At 65.3% G+C, this 24,258-nt stretch carries 18 protein-coding genes; 9 read left to right on the forward strand and 9 right to left on the reverse strand.

Annotated elements, in window-relative coordinates; genetic code table 11:
• Positions 1 to 77: 77 nt before the first annotated feature.
• From B047_RS0108920 to B047_RS0108930, 3 genes are read right to left on the reverse strand one after another with little or no spacing between them, the layout of a single operon-like run.
• Positions 78 to 956, reverse strand: a complete 879-nt coding sequence (locus B047_RS0108920) for an alpha/beta fold hydrolase (protein WP_018466616.1) — start codon at positions 954 to 956, stop codon at positions 78 to 80.
• Positions 949 to 1,185, reverse strand: coding sequence for a hypothetical protein (locus B047_RS0108925; protein WP_018466617.1), 237 nt, complete (start codon positions 1,183 to 1,185; stop codon positions 949 to 951). The genes B047_RS0108920 and B047_RS0108925 overlap by 8 nt, the downstream gene beginning before the upstream one ends.
• A 52-nt stretch (positions 1,186 to 1,237) precedes the next feature.
• On the reverse strand, positions 1,238 to 1,825 hold the full coding sequence (locus tag B047_RS0108930; protein ID WP_018466618.1) for a class II aldolase/adducin family protein: 588 nt from the start codon (positions 1,823 to 1,825) through the stop codon (positions 1,238 to 1,240).
• A gap of 197 nt (positions 1,826 to 2,022) precedes the next feature.
• Here B047_RS0108930 and B047_RS0108935 point away from each other — a divergent pair, with 197 nt between their 5' ends.
• Entirely contained in the window at positions 2,023 to 2,502 is a 480-nt protein-coding gene (locus tag B047_RS0108935) for an Hsp20/alpha crystallin family protein (protein WP_018466619.1), read from the forward strand.
• Positions 2,503 to 2,566: 64 nt separating this feature from the next.
• On the opposite strand, the gene B047_RS0108940 is transcribed toward B047_RS0108935, so the two are convergent.
• The 5 genes from B047_RS0108940 to B047_RS0108960 form a co-directional block, all read right to left on the reverse strand.
• On the reverse strand, positions 2,567 to 7,147 hold the full coding sequence (locus B047_RS0108940; RefSeq protein WP_018466620.1) for a DNA-directed RNA polymerase subunit beta': 4,581 nt from the start codon (positions 7,145 to 7,147) through the stop codon (positions 2,567 to 2,569).
• Between the two features lie 80 nt (positions 7,148 to 7,227).
• A complete protein-coding gene (gene rpoB / locus B047_RS0108945; RefSeq protein ID WP_018466621.1) occupies positions 7,228 to 10,605 on the reverse strand; it encodes a DNA-directed RNA polymerase subunit beta in 3,378 nt (1,125 codons plus the stop codon).
• A 456-nt stretch (positions 10,606 to 11,061) separates the two neighbouring features.
• The gene (rplL, locus tag B047_RS0108950; RefSeq protein WP_018466622.1) at positions 11,062 to 11,445 is read right to left on the reverse strand and encodes a 50S ribosomal protein L7/L12; all 384 of its coding nucleotides are present in this window, start codon (positions 11,443 to 11,445) and stop codon (positions 11,062 to 11,064) included.
• Positions 11,446 to 11,480: 35 nt separating this feature from the next.
• Positions 11,481 to 12,005 carry a 50S ribosomal protein L10 gene (gene rplJ, locus B047_RS0108955; RefSeq protein ID WP_018466623.1) on the reverse strand — a complete coding sequence of 175 codons (525 nt, stop codon included), beginning with the start codon at positions 12,003 to 12,005 and terminating at the stop codon, positions 11,481 to 11,483.
• A 340-nt stretch (positions 12,006 to 12,345) separates the two neighbouring features.
• Complete coding sequence (locus B047_RS0108960) at positions 12,346 to 13,275, reverse strand: acetamidase/formamidase family protein (RefSeq protein ID WP_018466624.1); 930 nt, start codon at positions 13,273 to 13,275, stop codon at positions 12,346 to 12,348.
• Positions 13,276 to 13,343: 68 nt separating this feature from the next.
• On the opposite strand from B047_RS0108960, the gene B047_RS0108965 reads away from it, so the two are divergent.
• Genes B047_RS0108965 through kynA form a run of 3 tightly spaced genes read left to right on the forward strand, consistent with a single transcriptional unit; the run spans position 13,344 to position 17,725 of the window.
• The gene (locus B047_RS0108965) at positions 13,344 to 15,632 is read left to right on the forward strand and encodes a xanthine dehydrogenase family protein molybdopterin-binding subunit (RefSeq protein ID WP_018466625.1); all 2,289 of its coding nucleotides are present in this window, start codon (positions 13,344 to 13,346) and stop codon (positions 15,630 to 15,632) included.
• Between the two features lie 10 nt (positions 15,633 to 15,642).
• Complete coding sequence (gene kynU, locus B047_RS0108970) at positions 15,643 to 16,878, forward strand: kynureninase (protein ID WP_018466626.1); 1,236 nt, start codon at positions 15,643 to 15,645, stop codon at positions 16,876 to 16,878.
• Between the two features lie 16 nt (positions 16,879 to 16,894).
• Positions 16,895 to 17,725 carry a tryptophan 2,3-dioxygenase gene (gene kynA, locus B047_RS0108975; RefSeq protein ID WP_018466627.1) on the forward strand — a complete coding sequence of 277 codons (831 nt, stop codon included), beginning with the start codon at positions 16,895 to 16,897 and terminating at the stop codon, positions 17,723 to 17,725.
• Between the two features lie 27 nt (positions 17,726 to 17,752).
• On the opposite strand, the gene B047_RS0108980 is transcribed toward kynA, so the two are convergent.
• A complete protein-coding gene (locus B047_RS0108980) occupies positions 17,753 to 18,187 on the reverse strand; it encodes a hypothetical protein (RefSeq protein ID WP_157205859.1) in 435 nt (144 codons plus the stop codon).
• Positions 18,188 to 18,481: 294 nt separating this feature from the next.
• Here B047_RS0108980 and leuC point away from each other — a divergent pair, with 294 nt between their 5' ends.
• The 5 genes from leuC (at position 18,482) to ilvD (ending at position 24,224) form a co-directional block, all read left to right on the forward strand.
• Positions 18,482 to 19,906 carry a 3-isopropylmalate dehydratase large subunit gene (gene leuC / locus B047_RS0108985; RefSeq protein WP_018466629.1) on the forward strand — a complete coding sequence of 475 codons (1,425 nt, stop codon included), beginning with the start codon at positions 18,482 to 18,484 and terminating at the stop codon, positions 19,904 to 19,906.
• Between the two features lie 56 nt (positions 19,907 to 19,962).
• Positions 19,963 to 20,568, forward strand: a complete 606-nt coding sequence (leuD, locus tag B047_RS0108990; RefSeq protein WP_018466630.1) for a 3-isopropylmalate dehydratase small subunit — start codon at positions 19,963 to 19,965, stop codon at positions 20,566 to 20,568.
• A gap of 65 nt (positions 20,569 to 20,633) precedes the next feature.
• Entirely contained in the window at positions 20,634 to 21,686 is a 1,053-nt protein-coding gene (gene leuB / locus B047_RS0108995) for a 3-isopropylmalate dehydrogenase (RefSeq protein ID WP_018466631.1), read from the forward strand.
• Between the two features lie 29 nt (positions 21,687 to 21,715).
• The gene (locus tag B047_RS0109000) at positions 21,716 to 22,462 is read left to right on the forward strand and encodes an SDR family NAD(P)-dependent oxidoreductase (RefSeq protein WP_018466632.1); all 747 of its coding nucleotides are present in this window, start codon (positions 21,716 to 21,718) and stop codon (positions 22,460 to 22,462) included.
• 106 nt (positions 22,463 to 22,568) lie between these two features.
• Positions 22,569 to 24,224, forward strand: coding sequence for a dihydroxy-acid dehydratase (gene ilvD, locus B047_RS0109005; RefSeq protein WP_026234754.1), 1,656 nt, complete (start codon positions 22,569 to 22,571; stop codon positions 24,222 to 24,224).
• Positions 24,225 to 24,258: the final 34 nt, after the last annotated feature.

Below are 24,258 nucleotides of genomic sequence, written 5' to 3' on the forward strand. Positions count from 1 at the left end.
GCCCAGGAAAAGCCTTCCAGGTTGTAAAGAATCAAAATAGGGCGATTTAGGTAATTTTACCCAACCACTCCCTCATCCTAAGTGCCGCCGTCCGGCTCGAGCTGCTCGAGAAAGCGCTGCAGCGCTTGGGCGAAGGCCACAGGCTGGTCGATCCAGGGGTAGTGCCCAGCTCCCTCGATCACCTCGAGACTGCCCCCGCTGAGATCTGCCACCACCTCGGCCTGCTCGGGATAGCTGGTCCCGTCCAGCGAGCCCACCATCACCACGGGCTGCACCCGCAGCTCGAGCAGGTGAGGGGTGTAGTCCAGTTCCCACAGCCCGTTGTAGACGAACATCTGGCCCGGAGCATCGTTGCCCAAGATGCCCGCACCCTCGCTCAGCCATTCGTACTCCATACGCCCGTGCTCGCTGGGGAACATCAGCGCGTCGAAGATGGCCTTGGGCTCGAGCAACCTGAAAGCCTCGCTCAAGGCCAGCATGGGGTCTTCAGGGGCAGCCGCAGCGGGCAGATCGCGCAGGGCCAGCGCAGCCCGGAAGAGCCGCTGGGCCAGCGCGGGGAAGCTGACCCAAGGCGCAATCAAGCCCAGGCAGAGCACGTTCTGGGCAAAGTGCCGGGCGTACTCCAGGGCCGGTATCGCTCCAAAGCCATGGGCCAGCAACCCCCATCGCTCGATCTCCAGGTGCTCGCGTAGGGCCTCGAGGTCCTCCACCAGCGCATCCACCGTGAACAGACGCGGTTCGGCCTCCAGCATAGGGCTGCGCCCACCCCCGCGCTGATCAAAGTAGATCACCCGGAAAGCGCTCAGCTCCTCCTCGAGGCCCTCGCGCAACACGTAAGCCGACCCTCCCGGCCCCCCGTGCAACACCACGATGGGCAACGCATCCACGGGGCCCACATCCTCGACGTAGAGCTCGACTTCGTCATTAACGGCGATTATGTCTATTTCTTCACGCATCCGCGGCCCCTGTCTTGTACCCCTCTTCGACCAGTTCAAAACTCCAGGCCCTAAAGCCCTCCAGCCCCCCCACCGCAGCCTCCATCTGTGGCGTGACGGCCCAGGCCTCGAGCACGTAGAGCCCCTGCTCCTTGCGGTAGAGCAGGCGGTAGGGGTTAGGGAAGCTGCGGGCGAACTCCCGCAGCTTATCGCCATTCTTGCCTTCGACAAAGAGCACCTTCACCGCCATGGCCTCCCGCTCACGCCTACAGCGTCCCCGAAAGAAGCACTTTTCGCAAGCCTCAAGGCAGACTGCGCCAGAGCTTCTCCAGGTACAACACCTCACAAGCCTCCTCGAGGCTGGTCATCAGCGAGTAGGCCTTGAGCAGCGACTTCTCGGCGCTCTCCTCCACGCCCTTGACGAAGGCCCCGTGCCCCCGTAGCACGCAGGCCCGGTGCGTCTTGAGGGCCTCGGCCACGGCCTCGGCGGCCTCCTCGGTGCCTGAGAGGGTATTGGGGGCGAGCACGGGGACGGAGTCGAAGTAGTAGCGGCCCTCGAGGTCGATGGGTTCGATGGCGTCGAGGTGGAAAGAGAGGGCGATGGCGTAACGGGGGTGGGCGTGAACCACCGCCAGGGCGTCGGTCTGACGGTAGATGGCCCGGTGGATCACCCGCTCAACGGAGGCCCCCTGGTCTTTGTCGGGGTCGGGCTCGAGGGGCAAGAACATGAGATCCTCGGGGTTCAGGTGGGCTTTCTGAGCCCCGCTGCGGGTAATCCACAAGCCCTCTTTATCCCGCACCGAGAAGTTGCCCGAAGTGGCCGAGGCCAGCCGGGAGGCGAACAGGTCAGCGCCGATCTGCTGAAATGTGGCGAAGAGTTTGGCCTTCATAAAGGTTGCCGATAGATAGCTTATAGGCAATCGAGCCGAAGGCTTAAAGATCCCGACAGCCCAATGCCCCAATCCATACTGTTCGTATAAGGATACTTGACAAAACAACGCTCAGATTTTATATTCCGAATTGCGGACTACGAGGAGCCCAATCCCTTGTGGTCCTCGAAAATTCAAGCTCAAAGGAGGTTTCAGTCATGCTGGACATCGCGAGGAGACAAAACCTTCAACCGGTGCCCTTCAGAAGCTGGAATCTCGCTAATTTTGGCGCTTTCAACGACCTCTTCAGCGAGTTTGACCGGCTCTGGGGCGAGCTGAGCGCGCCGCTGTCGAGCCAGTTCCGCTGGGCTGCTTCGTACCCGGTGGACCTGTACGAAACCGGGGACAGCGTGGTGCTGGAGATGGCGGTCCCTGGCATCCGCAAGGAGGACCTCGACATCAGCATCGAGGGCAACCAGCTCACCATCCGGGGCAAATACCCCGAAATCCCCGAGGGTGACGAGCGTCGCTACTGGGTGCAGGGGATCCCGCACGGAGCCTTCAGCCGCAGCGTGAGCCTGCCGGCTTCGGTCGAGGTGGACAAGGTCAAGGCCGTCATCAACGATGGCTTGCTGACCCTGACCATGCCCAAGGTAGCTGAGGCCCGGGTGCGCGAGATCGCCATCGCGAGCAATTGAGGAAACACTGAGGCAGGGCCGGGTAAAGACCCGGCCCTGCGGTTAATTTTCCGCTCAGAGCGGTTCAGCGCTCGGCTTCACGCCCCGGTGGCTCGGGGCGAAGCGCCGGACGGCGTCCGGAGATGGCAGGGGCCTCGGACACCTCCTTGCGCAGCTCCTCGAGGCGCTTGAGGGTCTTGGTATCGACCACCTGGGTCTCGCGTACGAAGTCGGAACCCGTGCCCGCCGGGATGAGCTTGCCCAGGATGACGTTCTCCTTCAGGCCGATGAGTTCATCCATCTTGCCGGCGATGGCGGCCTCGGTGAGCACGTGGGTGGTGTGCTGGAAGGAAGCGGCGGAGAGCCAGCTCCGGGTGGAGAGGGCGCTCTTGGTCACGCCCATGAGCACCGGCTTCCAGGCCGCGGGGAGCTTGCCCTCCTCGCTGAGTTTCTCGTTGGCAGCCTCCACGTCCCACTTCTCAATGACCTGACCTTCCAGGAAACGGCTCTCGCCGGAGTCGGTGATCTCGACGTACTTCAGCATCTGCCGCACGATGACCTCGATGTGCTTGTCGTGCAGCTTCACACCCTGGGCACGGTAGACGCGCTGGATCTCGTCTACCAAGTAGCGCTGCACGGCGTCGGGGCCCTTGGCGTCGATGAGCTGGTGAGGGTCGATGGCGCCACGGGTGAGGGGCTGCCCAGCTTCGACCGCCTCGCCTTCTTTGACGATGATGCGGAAGTCCTTGGGTACCTTGTACTCCTTGTTGAAGCCCTCGCTCGTGACGAAGATGCTGGTCTTGTCCTCGTGCTCTTCGATGTGGACGATGCCGTCAATCTCGGCGATGATGGCCTTGACCTTCGGACGGCGGGCTTCGAAAAGCTCGATGACGCGGGGCAGACCCTGGGTGATGTCGGTGCCGGTAGCCACGCCGCCGGTGTGGAAGGTGCGCATGGTGAGCTGGGTACCCGGCTCGCCGATGGACTCTGCGGCCACCACACCCACGCTCTCGCCGATGGAGACCAGCTTGGCGGCGCTGAGGTCCCAACCGTAGCACTGCTGGCAGACCCCGTAGCGGGTGCGGCAGGTCAGGGGCGAGCGCACCGGGATCTCCTCAATGAGGTTGGCCTCGGCGGCTTTGTAGAGGAAGTTCACGTCCTCGAGCGAGAGCTGGCTTCCCTCGGCGAAGGTACGCCCATTCACCTCGAACTCCCGGGCCACGGTGCGGCCATACAGCCCGCTCTCGATGTCGCTCTTCTTACGCAGGCGCTTGGCCCGGAAGGCCTCGTCGAACTGCATCAGCGGGACGACGATGTACTCGGTGGTCCCGCAGTCAGCCTCGCGCACGATGACCTCGTGGGCCACGTCGTGGAGCTTGCGGGTGAGGTAGCCCGAGTCGGCGGTGCGCAGCGCGGTGTCGGCACCACCCTTACGCGCACCGTGCGAGGAGATGAAGTACTCCAGCACCGTGAGCCCCTCGCGGAAGGAAGAGAGCACCGGGCGCTCGAAGGTCTCGCCCGAGGGCTTGGCCATCAGGCCGCGCATCCCCGAGAGCTGGCGGATCTGCTGCTTGTTACCGCGCGCACCTGACTGGCTCATCATGTAGAAGGGGTTGAAGGGGAAGTTCTGCTCGAAGTTGTCGAACACCGCTTTGGTGACCTTCTCGGTGGTCTCACTCCACAGCTGCACGATCTGGGTGTAGCGGTCCTGGTCGGTCATGAAGCCCATCTCGTAAGCCTGCTCGATCTGGGCGAGCTTGGCGTCGGCTTCCTCGAGGTAGCGCCGCTTCTCCGCCGGGATCACCGCGTCGTCGATGCCGATGGTGATGCCGGAGGTGGTCGAGAGCATGAAGCCGTAGTACTTCAGCGCGTCGAGCAGCTTGGCGGTCTTCTCCACGCCCAGGAGCAGGAAGGACTTGTAGACCAGGTCCTTGAGGTTGTCGCGCTCCATCACCAGGTCGTAATTGACCAGTTCGGTGGGGGCGTCCTCGCCCACGGCCTCGAGCACGATGCGGTTGAAGAGCACCCGGCCAGGGCTGGTCTCCAACACCCGCCCACCCACGCGTACGCTCACCACATCCTGCAAGTCGATGATGCCGTGGGCCACGGCAGTGAGGGCCTCTTCGGGGTTGGCGAAGATGTACTTCACCCGGCCTACACTGGTTTCCTTACCTGCGATCTTGATGGGGGCGTTGAGCGCGACCTCGCCAGCCTCGTAGGCGGCAATGGCCTCGGCGGCGTCCTTGAACTCGCGACCAGCACCCTTCTTCTCACGGCGGAGCTGGGTGATGTAGTACAGGCCCAGCACGATGTCGCGCGAGGGCTTGGCGGTGGGCTCACCCGAGGCGGGCGAGAGCAGGTTGTGCGAGGAGAGCATCTGGACGCGAGCTTCGGCCTGCGCGTAGCTCGACAGCGGCACGTGCACGGCCATCTGGTCGCCGTCGAAGTCGGCGTTGAAGGCCTCGCAGACCATGGGGTGAAGCTGAATGCTCTGGCCCTCGACCAGCACGGGCTGGAAGGCCTGGATGCCCAGGCGGTGCAGGGTGGGGGCGCGGTTGAGCAGCACCACCTTGCCGTGGATGACCTCTTCCAGCGCGTCCCAGACCTCGTCCTTGATGTCGCGGGAGCGCTCGAGCATGCGCCGGGCGTTCTTGACGTTGTTGGCGATGCCCTTCTCCTCCATCTTCTTCAGCAAGAAGGGCTTGAAGAGCTCCAGGGCCATGCGCTTGGGCAGACCGCATTGGTGCAGCTTGAGCTGCGGACCCACCACGATCACCGAGCGGCCGGAGTAGTCCACCCGCTTGCCCAGCAGGTTCTGGCGGAAGCGGCCCTGCTTGCCCGAGAGGATGTCGGTTAGCGAGCGCAACGCCCGGTCGGAGCCGGGGTTGGTGACGGGGGTGCCGCGACGCCCGTTGTCGAGGAGCGCATCCACGGCTTCTTGCAGCATACGCTTCTCGTTGCGGATGATCATCTCCGGTGCGCCCTGGGAGAGCAGCTTCTTCAGGCGGTTGTTACGGTTGATCAGGCGGCGGTAGAGGTCGTTGAGGTCGCTGGTGGCGAAGCGCCCACCATCGACCTGCACCATCGGGCGCAGATCGGGGGGCAGCACCGGCACGGCCTCGAGGATCATCCACTCGGGCTTGTTGCCCGAGTCGCGGAAGGCACGCACCACCTCCAGGCGCTTCCTGGCCTTGGCCCTCCGGGCGCGGCTGGGGTGCTTCATCTCCTCGACCAACTCGGCCTCGAGCACGCCGAGGTCGAGCTCCTTGAGCAGGGCCTGGATGGCCTCGGCCCCCATGCGGGCGTCGATGTCGTAGGACTCGATGACCCGCACGTTCATGCGAACGAGGTCCACCTCCACGCGCCCGTATATGTCGCTGGTGACCTTGCCGCCGTCGGCCAGGCTGTCGCCGGGGCTCACGCGGTCGCCGTTGGTGACCTCGACGTCGTCTTCGAAGGGATAGACCCTGGCCTTCATCACCACGATGGAGGCGGGCTCGTGCAGGTGCACCACGCCGTCGGCCTCGGCGATGACCTCCTCGGCAGCCTCGATGGCCCCCACCAGCTTCTCGCCCTTGCGCACGCTGGCCCCCTCACCCACCAGCACGTGCATGTGGGGCTGAAGGGGGTAATCCTTGGCCTCGGTCCACTCCAGCGTGAGCGACAACTCGACCGTGCGCTTGCCGGTGGCCTCGAGCTCGCTGACCTTAACGTGGCGTGGCATACGCACCAGGCCCTTGCCCTCAGCCAGCACCTCGCCCTTGCCCACCAGCTCACCCTCCCCCACCTTGGGACGGAAACCCACCGGCAGGAAGTAGACGGCGCAGACCGCGGAGGTGTCGGGGTCGAGGATCTTGATCAAGGCGCCCTCTTCCCACTCGACGATCTGCACCGCTCCGGCTTCCTCGCTCAGGATCTGGTGCTTCTCGGCGATCTCGGCCAGAGGCTCGCCCGCGCGGTAGCTCTTCTGCTCGATCCAGCCCTCGCGGGGCAGGGTCAGGTGGGCCCGCTCGCGCCGCAGGTAGTCCACGCGGATGCGACGGGGGAAGCGGAAGAGGCACAGCCCATCCATCTTGCTTACGACGCCGGGGGCGAGTTCCTGACCCTTCTTCACCTCGTCGCCGTCCCTCACCCGCGCGTCCACGCCGACGGGGATGGAGTAGGTCTCCTGCTTGCCAAAGCGCAGCTCGCGGTATTCCTCGTCGGTGAGGAGCTGGCGCTTTTGCACCGGTTGCCCGCCCAGCATCGCGCCCTTGGGATCGATGGTGATGTACTTGGCAAAGTAAAGGACCTGCTCGAGCTCCTGCGCAGAGAGGTCGAGCAGGGTGCCGATCTTGGAAGGCACGTCCTTGACGTACCAGATGTGGGCTACCGGCGTGGCCAGCTCGACGTGACCCATGCGGTAGCGCCGCACGATGCTCTTGGTCACCTCGACGCCGCAGCGCTCGCAGACCTTGCCCTCAAAGCGCTGACGCTTGTACTTGCCGCAGGCGCACTCGTAGTCCTTCTGGGGACCGAAGATGCGCTCGTCGAAGAGACCGTCGCGCTCGGGTTTGAGGGTGCGGTAGTTGATGGTCTCGGGCTTCTCGACCTCGCCGTAGCTCCAGCTACGGATCTTCTCGGGCGAGGCCAGGCCGATGCGTACCTTGCGTACTTCTCGTTTCATCATTTGTTCCCTCGCTGATAGCCGATAGCGGATGGCTTAGGGCGGAAATCTCGAGGCTATCGGCTATTCGCTATCAGCTATTAGCGCCTGGAGGCCAACCCCTCGAAAATATCCAGATTCCTCGCGTTCTCGTCGTAGGTATCGACGTCGAGGCCCAGGGCCTGCAATTCCTTGACGAGCACGCGGAAGGATTCGGGCACGCTGGCCTCGGGCACGTCCTCGCCCTTGACCACCGCCTCGTAAGCGGCGTTGCGGCCTTCGATGTCGTCGGACTTGATGGTGAGGATCTCCTGCAGGGTGTGGGCGGCGCCGTAGGCTTCCAGCGCCCACACCTCCATCTCACCGAAGCGCTGCCCGCCGAACTGGGCCTTACCGCCCAGGGGCTGCTGGGTGATGAGCGAGTAGGGGCCGGTGGAGCGGGCGTGCATCTTGTCCTCGACCATGTGGTAGAGCTTCATGATGTACATCACGCCCACCACGATGGGGCCCTCGATGGGCTCGCCGGTGCGTCCGTCGTAGACGATGCTCTTACCCTGCTGGGCCACCTGGCGCAGTTGCTCGACCACGTCCTTCTCGCCGTCGACGATACCCAGCTTGGCGGCGCGGCGCAGCACCTCGAGCTCGCGGTTGTCCACGCCGAAGCCCTCGCGCTGGCGACGCTGCCACTTGAGGTCGAAGGCTTCGCCCAGGAGTTCCTTGATCTGCTCCTCGGTGGCGCCGTCGAAGACCGGGGTCACGAACTTGATGCCCAGGTCGAGGCCGGCGATGCCCAGGTGGGTCTCGAGGATCTGCCCCAGGTTCATGCGGCTGGGCACGCCCAGCGGGTTGAGCACGATGTCGACGGGGGTGCCGTCGGGCAGGTGGGGCATGTCCTCGGGGGGCAGGATCTTGGAGACCACGCCCTTGTTCCCGTGGCGGTTGGCCAGCTTGTCACCGACCTGGATCTTGCGCTTCTGGGCCACGTAGACCCGCACCACCTCGCGCACGCCGGGCTTGAGCTCGACGCCGGGGTCGCCGCGGCGCAGGCGCAGGGTGCGCACCACGATGCCACCCTCGCCGGGAGGCACGCGCAAGGAGGTGTCCTTCACGTCGCGGGCCTTCTCACCGAAGATGCTGCGCAGCAGGCGCTCTTCGGGGGTGGGCTCGGTCTCGCCCTTGAAGCTGGTGCGGCCCACCAGGATGTCGCCCGCCTTGACCTCGGCGCCGATGCGCACCACACCGTCCTCGTCGAGGTCGCGCAGGGCGGCTTCGGAGAGGTTGGGGATGTCGCGGGTGATGCGCTCGGGGCCCAGCTTGGTGTCGCGGGCCTCGATCTCATAGCGCTCGATGTGCACCGAGGTGTAGAAGTCGCGGCGCAGCAGGTCCTCGGAGATCACGATGGCGTCTTCGAAGTTGTAGCCGTCGAAGGGCATGATGGCCACGACCACGTTCTGGCCCAGGGCCAGCAGGCCCTCTTCGGAGGCCGGGCCGTCGGCAAGGAGGTCGCCCTTCTTGACCTCCTGGCCCACCACCACGCGGGGCTTCTGGTCGAGCGCGGTGCCCTGGTTGCTCCGCACGAAGCGGCGTAGGGTGTACTCGCGCAGGCCCTTGTCGGTGGCGCGCACGGCGATGCGGTTGCCGTCGACGTACTCCACCACCCCGTCGACGTCGCTGTAGAGCGAGGTGAGGCTGTCGCGCACCACGCGCTCCTCGACGCCGGTCATCACCACCGGGCTCTCGGCGCGGATCAGCGGCACGGCCTGGGCCTGCATGTTCGACCCCATCAGCGCGCGGTTAGCGTCGTCGTGCTCGAGGAAGGGAATGAGGTTGGTGTTGACCGAGAAGACCTGCTTGGGCGAGACGTCCATGTACTCGACGTCCTCGGGTCGCACGATGATGGGATCGCCCTTCTTGCGAGCTACCACCCGGTCGGTGGCGATGGTGCCATCTTTCTCGAGGGGGGTATTGGCCTGGGCGATGATGTACTTGTCCTCCTCGGAGGCCACCATGAAATCGACCTGATCGGTGACCTTGCCGCCCACCACCTTGCGGTAGGGGGTGAGGATAAAGCCCAGCTCATTGATACGACCGTAGGCGGCGAGCGAGGAGATGAGGCCGATGTTGGCGCCTTCGGGGGTCTCGATGGGGCAGATACGCCCGTAGTGGGTGCGGTGCACGTCGCGCACGTCGAAGCCTGCCCGCTCTCGGGTCAGGCCGCCCGGCCCCAGCGCCGAGATGCGGCGCTTGTGGCGCAGCTCGGAGAGCGGGTTGGTCTGGTCCTTGAACTGACTGAGCTGGCTGCGCCCGAAGAACTCGCGGATGGCCGCGACCAGCGGGCGGTTGTTGACCAGCTTGGCCGGGGTCGCGCTCTCGGGGGTGCCCAGCAGCATGCGCTCGCGCACGCCGCGGGCCAAACGGGAGAGGCCCACGCGGAACTGGTCGGCCAGCAGCTCACCCATGGTGCGGATGCGACGGTTGCCCAAGTGGTCGATGTCGTCGGCTTCGAAGCCCGCAACCCCGCTCTGCAACGAGAAGAGGTACTTGACCACCGGCAGCAGGCCCTCGTCACGGAATTCGCCCTCGACAAACTTCAGCAGCATGCGGCCGGAGAGCTTGATGCCCAGCTTCTGCTCGGCCTTGTACTTTCCTGCTTCGCCCAAATCGTAGCGGCGGGGGTCGGAGAGGAGGGAGTGTACGTAGGCGACGGCCTTATCGCGCTTGGGCGGGTCGCCGGGGCGCAATTCGGTGAAGAGCTTGAGGAGCGCCTCGTCGGGGCCCATCTCGAGCACCCTCGAGCCACGGTACTGCGCCTCGAGCAGCCCCGGCAGCAAGTCCTCGAAGCCCTTGAGCTCGGTAGCGAGCTTGTCGGCGGTGTAGCCCAACACCCGCAACAGCAACGCCAGCGGGAACTTCTTCTTGTTGACCTTCATCACCACCACGCCGCTGGGCTCGAACTCGAGGTCGATCCAGGGGCCGCGCTTAGGCAGCGGGATCACGCTGGCGACGTACTTGCCCGGCCGCGCCTGGTCGGGGGTGAAGTACACACCCGGCGAGCGGTGGATCTGGGAGACGATCACCCGGTCGGCCCCGTTGACGATGAAAGAGCCGTCCTCGGTCATCAGGGGCAGGTCGCCCAGGAAGACCTCGTCCTCCTTGATGAGGCCGGTGTCCTTGTGGATGAGCTGGAGCTTGGCGTAGAGGGGGGCCTGGTAGGTCAGGTCTTTTTCACGGCACTCGTCTTGACCAAATGGGGGTTCTCCCAAGCGGTACTCCAGGAAGTCCAGAACCAGCCCACCCCGCCCGCGCTCGCCTTCCTCGATGGGGAAGGTCTCCTTGAAAGCCGCTTGCAAGCCGACATTCTCCCGCTTAGCCGCAGGAACGCCCATTTGCAGCGCTTTCTTGAAGGATTCCACCTGAATCTCGGTCAGGGGCGGTAGGGGGATCACCTCGGAAATACGTCCAAACCGCTCTATCTTCATGCATACACCTCTAAAACCCTCTGCTCTGGGGGTCGGGATGGAAGCAGCCCAACCATTGCCTGGCTCGGGGTTGCCTTTGGTTATGCGTAAGCTAACAGGGTTCTTCCGCAGAACACCCTCACGGTGCCTGCGGCGGCTGGCTCTTACGTTGTGCCCGCTTGGCGCTGCCAAAACAGCACGCCCATGAGTATAACACATGGACACAACATGGCGCAATGAGCGCCCGGTGGTGTTCGCTCAATTGCCTTGAAGTGTAGCACAAGCTGCAGGATCTGCAAGCACAACGTGGTCCCCAAGCTTGCCGGACTAAACGCTTGAGGACCACGGTACCCATAGGTGGGGAGTACCCCACAGCTAGAGTTTAGGGCGCAGACATCCTGGCAGTGTAGGGCAATGCGCTTTGGCAAAGCGAAAAACCCTGGGCAAAGGCCCAGGGTTTCGCGCCTTCGAAAGCGGTTACTTCAGCTCGACTTTGGCGCCGGCGTCCTCGAGTTGCTTCTTGATCTTCTCGGCCTCGTCCTTGGAGATGCCTTCCTTCACAGCACCACCCTGCTCGGCGAGGTCCTTAGCCTCCTTGAGGCCCAGCCCGGTGATGGCGCGCAGCTCCTTGATGACGTTGAGCTTGTTGGCCCCGGCATCCTTGAGCACCACGTCGAACTCGGTCTTCTCCTCGGCGGCGGGGGCAGCAGCAGCACCAGCAGCGGCGCCGGGCATAGCCACGGCCACGGGGGCGGCCGCGGTCACACCCCACTCTTCCTTGAGCACGTCGATGAGTTGCTTGAGTTCCAGCACGGTAGCGCCGGAGAGCTGTTCCTTGATGGCAGCGATGTCCAAAGCCATGATCTACCTCCACGAGTGGGCATATGCCCAACCGCTTATGCCGCCTCCTGCTTGGCGACGAAAGCGTCCAGAATGCCTACGAACTCCTGAGCCTTTGCGCCCAGCACCCCGACCAGCTCGCTCATCGCGCTCTGGAGCACGCCGACGAGTTCGGCGCGCAGTTCGGTCTGGCTAGGCAGCGAGGCCAGCGCCTTCACGTCATCGGCTCCGATGACGTTGCCCGAGAGCACGCCCCCCTTGGCGGCGGGCAGCCCCTTGTCGTTGGTCTTGGCGAACTCTGCGATGGCTTTGGCTGCTGCGACCGGGTCGCTGAACAGCACCACCGCCGAGGGCCCCTTGAGGCCGTCCAACTTGGGCAGGTTGAGCTCGGCCAGCGCACGCTCGATGAGCGTGTTCTTGGCAACGATCATCTGCGCGCCCTTCTCGCGGAAGGCGCGGCGCAGCTTCTGTTCCCCGTTGGAAGGTAGGCCCTGATAGTCCACCAGGAAGAACGACCCCTTAGCCCCAGCCAAGGTGTTCTTGAGGCTCTCGAGCAACTCTACGTTGCGCTTGCTCGGCACGTATCCTCCTGACTACGGCTCCTTCTGAAGCCACAGGCAGACTCACTATTTGGGAATGGGGAGTTCCCAGCCTATAAACCGCGATGTACGCTTCCCCGTCAGCGCCTCGGCGAGATATTTAAGGTCTCCTTCCGCCTAGCAGGCGGCGACCCCTCGCTGTCTTGGGCCACCCCATGGGTGCCAAGGTGGAAGTATAGCCAGCCGCAGGGGGAAAGGCAAGAGGGGGTAGAAGCCGTCAGCGCAAAGCTCGTGGTTGCCCCACCCCAACCCTCCCACCCCCTTTGCCAAGGGGGTGAAGAAAAAGCGTCCTGCGTGCGGCGTAAGACGTTTTGGCTATCGACTATCGACTCAGCCGCCCCAGCAAGCTCTTCGGCATCTTGCAGATCATGGTGTAGGCCGGGTCGAAGACGTTGCCCAGCTCGTAGCGTACGCACTGGCCCATCAAAAGCGAGGCATGCTGGGGCTCCATGCCATAGCCAGCCTCGAGCCAGCGCAGCATCTCGCTGGTGGCGTGCTGCACGCACTGGTCGAGGGGGCGGGCGTTACCGACGGTGAAGATGAATTCCCCGTTCTCGCCCCGTGGCCAGAAGATGCGCTGGCCTTTGACGAGCTCGAGCGAGAACTGCACGTCCATGGAGATCTCGATACCGGTTCCGGCGATCTCCCCGTCGCCCTGCAGGGCGTGGCCGTCGCCCAGGAAGAACAAAGCGCCTGGCTCGAACACGGGGAAGTAGACGGTCACGCCCGCACGAAAGCCCCGGTAATCCATGTTGCCGCCGTGGGGGCCGGAGGTGGCGGTGGAGATGGCCTGGCCACCCTCGGGGGCCACGCCGAAGCAACCGAGCATGGGGTCGAGCTCGAGCTCGAAGCCGTCCAGCGGGCTGCCGGGATGGTCGAGCCGGGCAACCCCGGCCTCGGCGTCCACGGCCCAGTTCCAGCGGGCGCTGAAGTCGCCCGAGCGGGCCAGCTCGGGCACCTGCTCGGGCTCGAGCACGTTGGGCGCCAGCAGCACCCCGGACCAGCCGCGGCGACGGTTGGGGGTCAGGCGCTCGAGGCGCACCACCAGGGTATCGCCGGGCTCGGCCCCCTCGACGAAGAAGGGGCCGGTCATGGGGTTGCCAGGGGGCGTCACCCGCCGGTCGTGCCGGTCGAAGCCACGGGCGTCCACGCAGGTGGTGATCACGGTGTCGCCGGGGGCAACCCTCATAACGGGGGCGTGGGGGCCGAGGGTGGTGTGGTAGTGGGTGGGCTGGAAACGGTGGGTTGCCATGGGATCCAGCATATCGGCTGGTGATCCAGGGCTCTGAGTGCCCGGGTCCGACCCGGTAGCATGGCGGCATGTCCTCTGTAGTAAAACCCCAGGTTACCCCTAGGTGGATCGGCAAAGCGGTCAAGCGGCTCGAGGACGGCAAGTTCATCACCGGCAAGGGGACGTACCTCGACGACCTCACCCCCTCCGGCACCCTGCACCTGGCGCTGGTGCGCAGCCTCTACGCCCACGCCCGGATCGTGGGGATCGATGCCCGTGAGGCGCTGGAGGTACCCGGCGTGCTGGCGGTTTACACCGCCGCCGACCTGCCCGAGCTCTACGCCCCCGGCTCGGGCGGGCGCGACGCCAAGGTGGTGCAGCACCCCGTGCTGGCCAAGGACTACGTGCGCTACATGGGCCAGCCGGTGGCGGCGGTGGTGGCGACCTCGAGAAGCGCTGCCCAGGACGCACTGCAAAAGATCTACGTAGACTACGAAGCCCTGGATGCGGTGTCTGATCCTCTGCAGGCCATGCGGGATGAAACGCTGGTGCATCCTGGGCTGGGCACCAACCACGCCCTCAAGCGCAGGACCAGCGCCGGAGACGTGACTGAAGCCTTCGCCAAGGCCCATCGCATCGTGGGGGCGCGGATGATACAGCAGCGGGTAGCGCCCACCTCGATGGAGCCGCGCGGCGTGCTGGCGTCTTGGGACGGGATTCGCGAGTCGCTCACCATCTGGTCGAGCACCCAGATGCCCCACGACCTCAGAAGCGCCATAGCCGAGGCGCTGGGCCTGGCCGAGAACCAGGTACGGGCCGTGACCCCGGACGTAGGCGGGGCTTTCGGGGCCAAGATCAACGTCTATCCGGAGGAAGTCCTGGCGGCCCACCTCGCGCGCACCCTGGGCAGGCCGGTTAAATGGGTGGAGAGCCGCAGCGAGAGCTTCGTGGCGACCATCCACGGGCGGGCCCAGGTGGCCGATCTGGAAATGGCCCTCGATGCGGAGGGCAAAATCCTGGGCCTACGGGGCCGGGTGGTGGCCGATTTGGGGGCCTACATCCTCGAGACCACCCTGGGCAATGCACCGGGCACCATCCTGATGCTGCAAGGCCCTTACGAGATCCCGGCCATCGACCTCGAGCTCGTCTCGGTCTACACCCACGCCACCCCCACCGGGGCCTACCGGGGCGCCGGACGGCCCGAGGCCACCTACTACCTCGAGCGTCTGATGGACATGGCCGCCCGCGAGCTGAAGCTCGATCCCGCCGAAATCCGGCTCAGGAACCTGATCAAAGGGCCTTTCCCCTACAAGACCCTCACCGGGGCCAAGTACGACAGCGGGGCCTACCCCGAGACCCTGCAAAAGCTGCTCGAGCTCGCCGATTACCCCGCCTTGCGGGCCGAGCAGGCCAGGGCGCGGGCCGAGGGCCGCCTGCTGGGCATCGGGCTCACCACCTACGTGGAGATCACCGGCTATGGCTGGGACACCGGGGGGGTGCGCATCAACCCCGATGGCAGCGCCGTGGTTTTCACGGGCACCTCACCCCACGGCCAGGGTGCGGGGACCGGCTTCGCCCAGATCGTGGCCGAGCGGCTGGGCATCCCCCTCGAGCGCATAAGCATCGTCCAGGGGGACACCCTGGCCATCCCCTTCGGCCAGGGCACCGCCGGAAGCCGCACGATGTCGGTGGGGGGATCGGCCATCCTGAATGCGGCGGAGAAGGTACGGGCAAAGGTGATCAGGATCGCCGCCCACCTGCTCGAGGCCGCCCCTGAGGACATCGTCCTCACCGAGGAAGGTTGGGGGGTGCAGGGTACCGACCGGGTGGTGAGCCTCGAGCAGATCGCGCAGGCCGCCTACAACCCGCGCAAGCTGCCCCCGGATTTGGAGCCGGGGCTCGAGGGCCAGGCCACCTTCAACCTCAAGGAGGCCAACTACCCCTTCGGCGCTCACCTGGCCCTGGTCGAGATCGAGCGCGAGACCGGTCAGGTGCGGGTGCTGCGCTACGTGGCCCTCGACGACGTGGGGGTGGTGATCAACCCCCTGCTGGTCGCGGGGCAGCAGCAGGGCGGGGTGGCGCAGGGTCTGGGGCAGGCCCTCTACGAGGGCATCAGCTACGACGAGCTCGGGTACAACCGCAGCACCAGCTTCCTCGAGTACAACCTCCCCCGCGCCGACCAGGTGGTGTGGGTAGAGGCTCACCGGGGCAACACCCGCTCCCCCACCAACCCCCTGGGGGCCAAGGGCATCGGCGAGGCGGGCACCATCGGGGCCACCCCCACGGTGGTCAATGCGGTGATGGATGCGCTAGGCCTCAAGCACCTCGACATGCCGCTGACCCCCGAGAAGGTCTGGCGGGCCCTGCGGCAGGGGTAGACTGTCAGCCATGACAACCCAAGCCGAGCTGGTTGCGCTGGACCAAAGCGACCCCCTGGCCCGCAAGCGCGAGGAATTCGCCCTTCCTGAGGGCCTGATCTACCTCGACGGCAACTCGCTGGGAGCCTTGCCCAAAGCAGTGGTGGAACATCTCGAGCACGTGGTGAGGGAGCAGTGGGGCCGCGACCTGATTACAAGTTGGAACAAGCACGGCTGGATCGACCTCCCAGCCAGGGTAGGGGCCAAAATTGCCCGCCTGATCGGGGCTGAACCCGAGGAGGTCATCGCTGCCGACTCCACCAGCGTCAACCTCTTCAAGGTGCTGTTGGCCGCGCTCAAGTTGCGCCCCGAGCGCCGGGTGATCGTCTCCGACATCGACAACTTCCCCACCGACCTCTACATCGCGCAGGGGGTAAAGCAGCTCCTGGGCGAGAGCTACGAGTTGCGGCTGGTGAAGAAAGACCGGCTCGAGGTCGCCCTCGACGAGCACACGGCGGTGCTGATGCTCACCGAGGTGGACTACCGCAGCGGCTGGCGCTACGACATGGCCGCCCTCACCCGCCTGGCGCAGGCCAAGGGGGCCCTGGTGATCTGGGATCTGGCCCACAGCGCAGGGGCCTTCCCGGTGCGCCTCAACGCCTGCAACGCCGACTTCGCGGTGGGCTGCGGCTACAAGTACCTGGGCGGCGGCCCCGGAGCCCCGGCTTTCCTCTATGTGGCCCGGCGGCACCAGGACTCGGCGCTTCCCTTCCTCACCGGCTGGCTGGGGCACCGCGCGCCGTTCGACTTCGACCCCTTCTACACCCCCGCCGAGGGCGTCCACCGCATGAAGGTAGGCACCCCACCCGTGCTCAGCCTCTCGGCCCTGGACAAAGCCCTCGACGTCTTCGCCGACGTAGACATGGAGGAGGTGCGGCGCAAGTCGCTGCGCCTGAGCGATTTGTTCATCGAGCGGATGGAGCCCTTGTGTCAGCGCTACGGCTTCGAGCTCATCACCCCGCTCGAGCACGAGCGCCGGGGCAGCCAGGTGGCCTACGCCCACCCCGAGGGCTACGCCATCATGCAGGCCCTGATCGCCGAAGGCGTGATCGGGGACTTCCGTGCGCCCAACATCCTGCGCTTCGGCTTCACCCCGCTCTACCTGCGCTACGCGGAGGTGGCGGAGGCGGTGGAGCGGCTCGAGCGGGTGATGAGCCGGGAGCTGTGGAAAGCCGAGCGTTTCCGTGAGCGGGCCAAAGTCACCTGACCTCCGAGGTTCAAGCATGAACAAACCCAATCCTGCCGAAGGCGCCTACACCGACTTCAAGAACAACCTCTCCTATGGCGATTACCTGGCCCTCGACGAGATCCTGGCGGCCCAGCGCCCCCTCACCCCCGCCCACGACGAGGTGCTGTTCATCGTCATCCACCAGGTCTCGGAGTTGTGGATGAAGCTCATCATCCACGAGCTCGAGGGCGCGATGAAGCTCCTGAAGCAGGGGATCATCGATCCCTCGCTCAAGATGCTCACCCGGGTCTGCCGGGCCCAGGAGCAGATGACCAGCGCCTGGGAAGTGCTCAAGACCATGACCCCCAGCGATTACCTCGAGTTCCGCTCCTCTTTCGGGCAGGCCTCGGGCTTTCAGTCCTACCAGTACCGCCTCATCGAGTTCCTGCTGGGCAACCGCAACCCCTTCATGATGCGGCCCCACGAGCACCGGCTCGACCAGCACGCGCTGCTGCAAAACGCCCTGAACTCCCCCAGCCTCTACGACCTGTCCTTGCGCATCCTGGCCCAACGGGGCTTCGCAATTCCTACCGAGGTGCTGGAGCGCGACTTCACCAAACCCTACGAGCCCAACCCGGCGGTGCTTCAAGCCTGGCTCAGCGTCTACCGCAACACCCTCGAGCACTGGGACCTCTACTACTTGGCCGAAAAGCTCATCGACGTAGAGGACAACTTCCGCCGCTGGCGCTTCAACCACCTCACCACCGTCGAGCGCATGATCGGCCACAAGCGCGGCAGCGGGGGCACCTCGGGCGTGGGGTACTTGAAGAAGGCGCTCGAGGTCGTGCTCTTCCCCGAGCTGTGGCAGGTGCGAACAGAACTATAGCCGCGTTCGTACTTTTGGAATCCGGTGTCAGTAGTCTTCGAGGATCAACACCGCCGCGTAGCCGTCGGAGTCGGGCATCTTGGCAGCGGTGAGGCTGATCTCCACCACGCCGCCATCGGAGGTGAACTCGTGTTCGACCTTCGTGGTGTCGGGGTCGCTCTCCTTGAAGATGGCCTTACCGTTTTCGTAGGCCATCTCCACGTCCACGTCCTGCATCACCTCTTCGTCCGCGACGACGATGATCTTGTAGTCGGTGTTCTTGCGGGTCTCGAAGGAGTAGGTGAAGCTGTCTCCCTCCTCGGAGAAGAGGAAGCCCACGGTCTGCACCAGCGTCAGGCCAGAATTGTCGTCTTCCAGGGCTTTGCGGGCGATGTCAAAGATATTCGCAGCCGTGTGGGTCGCGATCACCCAGCCACCCAACACCATCACCAATGCCAGGCTCAGTATCCGAAGTGTACGCATAAGTCTACCTCCAGGGCTCACTCAGCAGACCCGGAATTCACCAGCACCCACCATGCCTCATATCCGAGTTGCTCACGCATAATACTCCACCCGCCGCACCCTGCCAGATCAAACCCGACCTCCCTTGACGTTTTGGTATACCAAAAGCTATACTTTGCCCAATGCGCCACCGGATTGAATTCCTAAGCCTAAACCCACCCGCCCCGTGGGCTTAGGTGCGATCCAGCGCTGCGGCTTCCGGGGACTTCCTCGGGAGTTTTTTGCGCTGTGTCATGGCGCGGGAGGTTAGCGGAAATGGGAAAAAGTCTGTACGAAAAGGTCTGGGAAGCCCACGCCATCAGGACGCTGCCGAGCGGCCAGACCCAGCTTTTCATCGACACCCACCTCATCCACGAGGTCACCTCGCCCCAGGCCTTCGGCATGCTCAAGGACCTGGGGCTCAAGGTGCGCTTCCCCGAGCGCACCTTCGCCACCGTGGACCACATCGTGCCGACGCACAGTCTGCTCGAGCCCTTTGCCGATCCCCAGGCCGATGAGATGATCCGGAAGCTGCGGGAGAACGTGCGCGAACACGGCATCACCTTTTTCGACGTGAGCAGCGGCCTGCAGGGCATCGTCCACGTGATCGGCCCCGAACAGGGCATCACCCAGCCGGGCATGACCATCGCCTGCGGGGATTCCCACACCTCGACCCACGGAGCCTTCGGGGCCATCGCCTTTGGCATCGGCACCACCCAGGTGAGGGACGTCTTGGCGACGCAAACCCTGGCCATGGGCAAGCTCAAGGTGCGGCGCATCAACGTCGATGGGCGGCTGCGGCCCGGGGTCTACGCCAAGGATGTGATCTTGCACATCATCAAGGTACTGGGCGTCAACGGCGGCCTCGGCTACGCCTACGAGTACGGCGGCAGCGTATTTGACAACTTCAGCATGGAAGAGCGCATGACCGTGTGCAACATGAGCATCGAAGGCGGGGCGCGTTGCGGCTACGTCAACCCCGATCAGACCACCTTCGACTACCTCAAAGGCCGTCCCTATGCGCCCAAGGGAGCCGAATGGGAGGCGGCAATCGAGCGCTGGAAAGCCCTGGCCTCCGATCCCGACGCCCACTACGACGACGTGGTGAACATCAAAGCCGAAGACATAGCCCCTACCGTGACCTGGGGCATCAACCCCGGCCAAGGCTGCGCCATTACCGACCGCGTGCCCGACCCCGCAGACTACCCCGAGTCCGAGCGATCCGGGCTGGAAGAGGCCCTCAAGCACATGAAGCTCCGGCCCGGCCAGCCCATCAAGGGTGTGAAGGTCAACGTGGCCTTCCTGGGAAGCTGCACCAACGGGCGCATCTCCGACTTCCGCGAGGTGGCGAAGTACCTCAAAGGGCGCAAGGTAGCCCCCGGCGTGCGGGCCATCGCGGTGCCGGGCTCGCAGGTAGTGGCCAAGCAATGCGAGGAGGAGGGCATCGCTGAGATCTTCCGCGAGGCCGGCTTCGAGTGGCGAGGAGCGGGCTGTTCGATGTGCTTGGCGATGAACCCGGATAAGCTGGTGGGCGATGAGCTGTGCGCCTCGAGTTCCAACCGCAACTTCAAGGGACGGCAGGGCTCGGCTACGGGCCGCACGGTGCTGATGAGCCCGGTGATGGTGGCTGCGGCAGCGGTGACGGGAGAGATCAGCGACGCACGCGAGGTGTTCGGCGTGGGAGAGCTGGTAGGAGCATAGGCACAAGGCGGCTCACGGCATTCGAGCGATCAGCGTGCGACGGAAGGAGTACATCAATGGCCCTGGAGAAAATCCGGCAAGTCACCGGACGTGCCGTGCACGTCCCCGGCAATGACATCGACACCGACCGCATCACCCCGGCTCGCTACCTGAAGGTGGTGACCTTCGACGGGCTGGGCGAGGCGCTTTTCTATGACGAGCGCTACGGCCCCGACGGCTCACACAAGCCCCACCCGCTCAACGACCCCCGCTTCAAAGGGGCTTCCATCATGCTGGTGGGAGCCAATTTCGGCTGCGGCTCCTCCCGCGAGCACTCCCCCCAGGCCATCTACCGCGCCGGCTTTAGGGCCCTCATCGGGGAGAGCTTCGCGGAGATCTTCTTCGGCAACGCCACCGCGCTCTCTATGCCCTGCGTGAGCGCGGACAAAGCCGACATCGAGCGCCTGGCGGCGGCGGTGGAGCAGAACCCGGCCCTCGAGGTCACGGTCGACGTAGAGCGGCTCGAGGTGCGCTACGCTGACCACTCCTTCCCGGTAAAGCTGCCCGAATCCGCGCAAAAGGCCCTGGTCTCGGGCCGCTGGGACCCCATCGCCGACCTTCTGGAAGCCGGCAGCTTGCTGGAAGAGTTCGACCGCAAGCTGCCCAAGGCTCTGAAGAGCTGACGCGTCCTGCGGCGTACGCAGGATGCCAGGCGTAATGATGTACAACGCTTGGCAGAAAGGAAACCATGCCCAAAATCGCCCTACTTCCTGGTGACGGCATCGGCCCCGAAGTGACCTATGCCGCCGTAGACGTGCTCAAAGCCGCCGATGAAGCCTACGGGCTCGGGCTCGAGTTCGAAGCCTTCCCCTTTGGCGGAGGCGCCATCGACGCCTACGGCGAACCCTTTCCCGAGGTGACCCAAAGGGGATGCCTCGAAGCCGACGCCATCCTGCTGGGGGCCATCGGTGGGCCGAAGTGGGACAACGTGGCCCGCGACATCCGCCCCGAGACCGGCCTGCTAGCCATCCGCAAGGCCCACGGCCTCTTCGCCAATCTGCGCCCGGCTAGGGTGCTGCCCGGCCTGGAAGCCCTCTCCCCGCTCAAGCCCGAGATCGCCAGGGGTGTGGACGTGCTGGTGATCCGCGAGCTCACCGGCGGGATCTACTTCGGGACTCCTCGCGGGATGAACGAGGAAGAAGGCTGGAACACCGAGCGCTACTCGAGGCCCGAGGTCGTTCGCATCGCCCGCGTCGCCTTCGAAGCCGCCCGCAAGCGACGCGGACGGGTGTGCAGCGTGGACAAAGCCAACGTGCTCGAGGTTGGCGAGTTCTGGCGCAAGGTGGTAGAGGAGGTTCACAAAGACTACCCCGACGTCGCGCTCGAGCACCAGTACGTGGACGCCATGGCCATGCACCTCGTCACCAAGCCGGGGCGCTTCGACGTAGTGGTGACGGGCAACCTCTTCGGGGATATCCTCTCCGACTTGGCCTCGGTGTTGCCGGGGAGCCTGGGGCTGTTGCCCTCGGCCAGCTTGGGCGAGAAGACCCCGCTGTTCGAGCCCGTGCACGGCTCGGCACCGGACATCGCCGGCAGGGGAATCGCCAACCCCACCGCCGCCATCCTCTCGGCAGCCATGCTGCTCACCCACGCCCTGGGCCGGCCCGACATCGCCCGTGAGCTCGAGGAGGCCGTCAGCCGCGCCCTGGCCACCAACCCCACCCCCGACCTCGGCGGCCGGGCCAGCACCCAGGAATTCACCGCACAAGTGGTGGCCTCCCTGCACCGCACCGCCGTTTGAGGGTAGTCTTGGATGAGGGGTGGCTGCGAATGAACCTGCACGGTAAGACCTTCATCATCACGGGGGCCAGCCGGGGCATTGGCGAGGCTCTGGCGCTCGCGATGGCCAAAGCCGGGGCCAATCTGATCCTGGGTGCTCGCAACCAGGTGGCGCTGGAGTTCGTGCGCGACCGGGTGCGCGAGCTGGGCGTGCAGGTGGTCGCGGTGGCCGGAAGCGCAGCCAGCGACGCGGCGGCGCGGCAGATGGTGCAAGCGGCGCTCGAGCTAGGCCACTTTAAGGGTTTCGTCCACAACGCCGGAATCCTCAACGCTGGGCCACTGGTCTATGAACTCGTGGAAGCCCAGTACGACGAGATCCTCGAGTCCAACGTCAAGGGCGGCTACCAGCTCGCCCGTCACGCCTACCCCCACCTGCTGCGCCAGGAAGGCAGCGTGGCGGTCTTCCTGGGTTCGGGCGCGGCGGAGCACAACGTCCCCGGCATGGGCATCTACGCCATCGCCAAAGCCGCCGAGGAGCACCTGGCCCGCCAGCTAGCCGTCGAAGCCCCCGACGTCATCTGCTTCATCTACCGGCCGGGCATCGTGGAGACGGACTACACCCGACAACTCATCGAGGCTGAAGGCGGCGGCGCGCGCGTGGTGCGGCCTCTGTTCAAGAGCTACCTCGAGCAGGGCCAGGTGATCACCGCCGAGCAGTCGGCTAAGGCTTTGGTGCGCATCCTCGAGGGCAACCCCCGCAAGTACCACGGCAGAATCGCCACCTCGGAGAGCATCTAAGCCGCGTGCTAAACCCAGCGTTTCTACGACAAGGTAGCCACAATGATGCCTAACGCCGAAGGCCCAAAGATCCCCTGCGTTGGGCGTTGAGCACACCGGAGGTACTATGCGTTCAGACCGGATCAAACAAGGACCCCAACAGGCCCCGGCCCGCTCGATGCTGCGAGCAGTGGGCGTGACGGACGACGACTTCCAGATTCCCTGGGTGGGCATCGTCAACACCTGGACCGAGGGCATGCCCTGCAACTTCCACCTGCGCGACCTGGCCGCCGACCTCAAAATCGGAGCCAAGGAGGCGGGAATGCACCCCTTCGAATTCGGCGCCCCAGCCATCTCCGACGGCATCAGCATGGGCACGCCGGGGATGCGGGCAAGCCTCGTCAGCCGCGAGGTGATCGCCGACTCGGTCGAGCTCATCGCCCAGGGCTACCTCTACGACGGCATGGTGGCGCTGGTGGCCTGCGACAAGACCAACCCCGGGGGGGCCATGGGCGTCATCCGCTCGGGCGTGCCGGGGGTGGTGCTCTACGGCGGATCCATCGCACCGGGCCAGCTGGGGGGCAAGAAGCTCACGGTGGTCTCGGTGTTCGAGGCCGTGGGGCAGTACGCCGCCGGCAAGATCGGCGAGGAACAGCTCGCCGAGGTCGAGCGCACCGCCATCCCCGGCCCCGGTGCCTGCGGCGGCCAGTACACCGCCAACACCATGAGCATGGTGCTCGAGGTCTTGGGCCTCTCCCCCGTCGGCTACAACTCCATCCCCGCCATCGCGCCCGAGAAGAAAACCGCCGGAAGGCGGGCCATGCAGGTGCTGGCCGAGGCCATCCGCAACGACTGGAAGCCCACCGACTTCCTCACCCGCCAGTCCTTCCTCAACGCCATCGCCGCCGTGGCCGCCACCGGCGGCTCCACCAATGCCGTGCTGCACCTCTTGGCCATCGCCAAAGAAGCGGGGATCAAGCTCGAGCTCGACGACTTCGACCGTATCTCGCGCAAAACCCCGGTCATCGCCGACATGCGCCCCTGGGGCACTTACACCGCCTGGGAACTGTGGGAGGCCGGAGGCATCCCCCTCATCATCCGCCGCCTGATCGAGGGCGGCTTGATCGATGGCGACCAGAAGACCGTCACCGGCAGGACCCTATGGGAAGAAGCCAAGGACGCTCCCGAGACCCCTGGTCAGCAGGTGGTGGTCCCGCGCGAACGCGCCTTCAAGCCAGAGGGCGGCCTGCGCGTGCTGCACGGCTCCTTAGCCCCCGAAGGCGCGGTGCTCAAGCTGGCCGGCACCGAGCGCAAGCAGTTCCGCGGCCCGGCACGGGTCTTCGATGGCGAGGAGGGGGCCATGAAGGCCGTGCTCGCCAAGGAGATCAGGCCCGGCGACGTGGTGGTCATCCGCTACGAAGGCCCCAAGGGCGCGCCGGGGATGCCCGAGATGCTCTCCGTCACCAGCGCCCTGGTGGGCGAAGGGCTGGGGCCCGAGGTGGCCCTCATCACCGATGGGCGCTTCAGCGGCGGCACCAAGGGCCTGATGATCGGCCATGTCGCCCCCGAAGCCTACCTAGGCGGCCCCATCGCGCTCGTGGAGGAAGGCGATACCATCGTCATCGACTGCGACGCGGGAACGCTGGAGCTCGAGGTTTCCCCCGAGGTCCTGGAAGCCCGCAAGGCCAGGTGGCAGGCCCCCGAGCCGCGTTACAGGAGCGGGCTGTTCGCGCGCTATGCCAGGCTTGTGAGCAGCGCGAAGTACGGAGCGGTGCTGGAGTAGGCCGTCTATATGGCCTTCGGTGACGAACTAAGCG

Source organism: Calidithermus timidus DSM 17022, from assembly GCF_000373205.1.
GTDB classification, from domain to species: domain Bacteria; phylum Deinococcota; class Deinococci; order Deinococcales; family Thermaceae; genus Calidithermus; species Calidithermus timidus.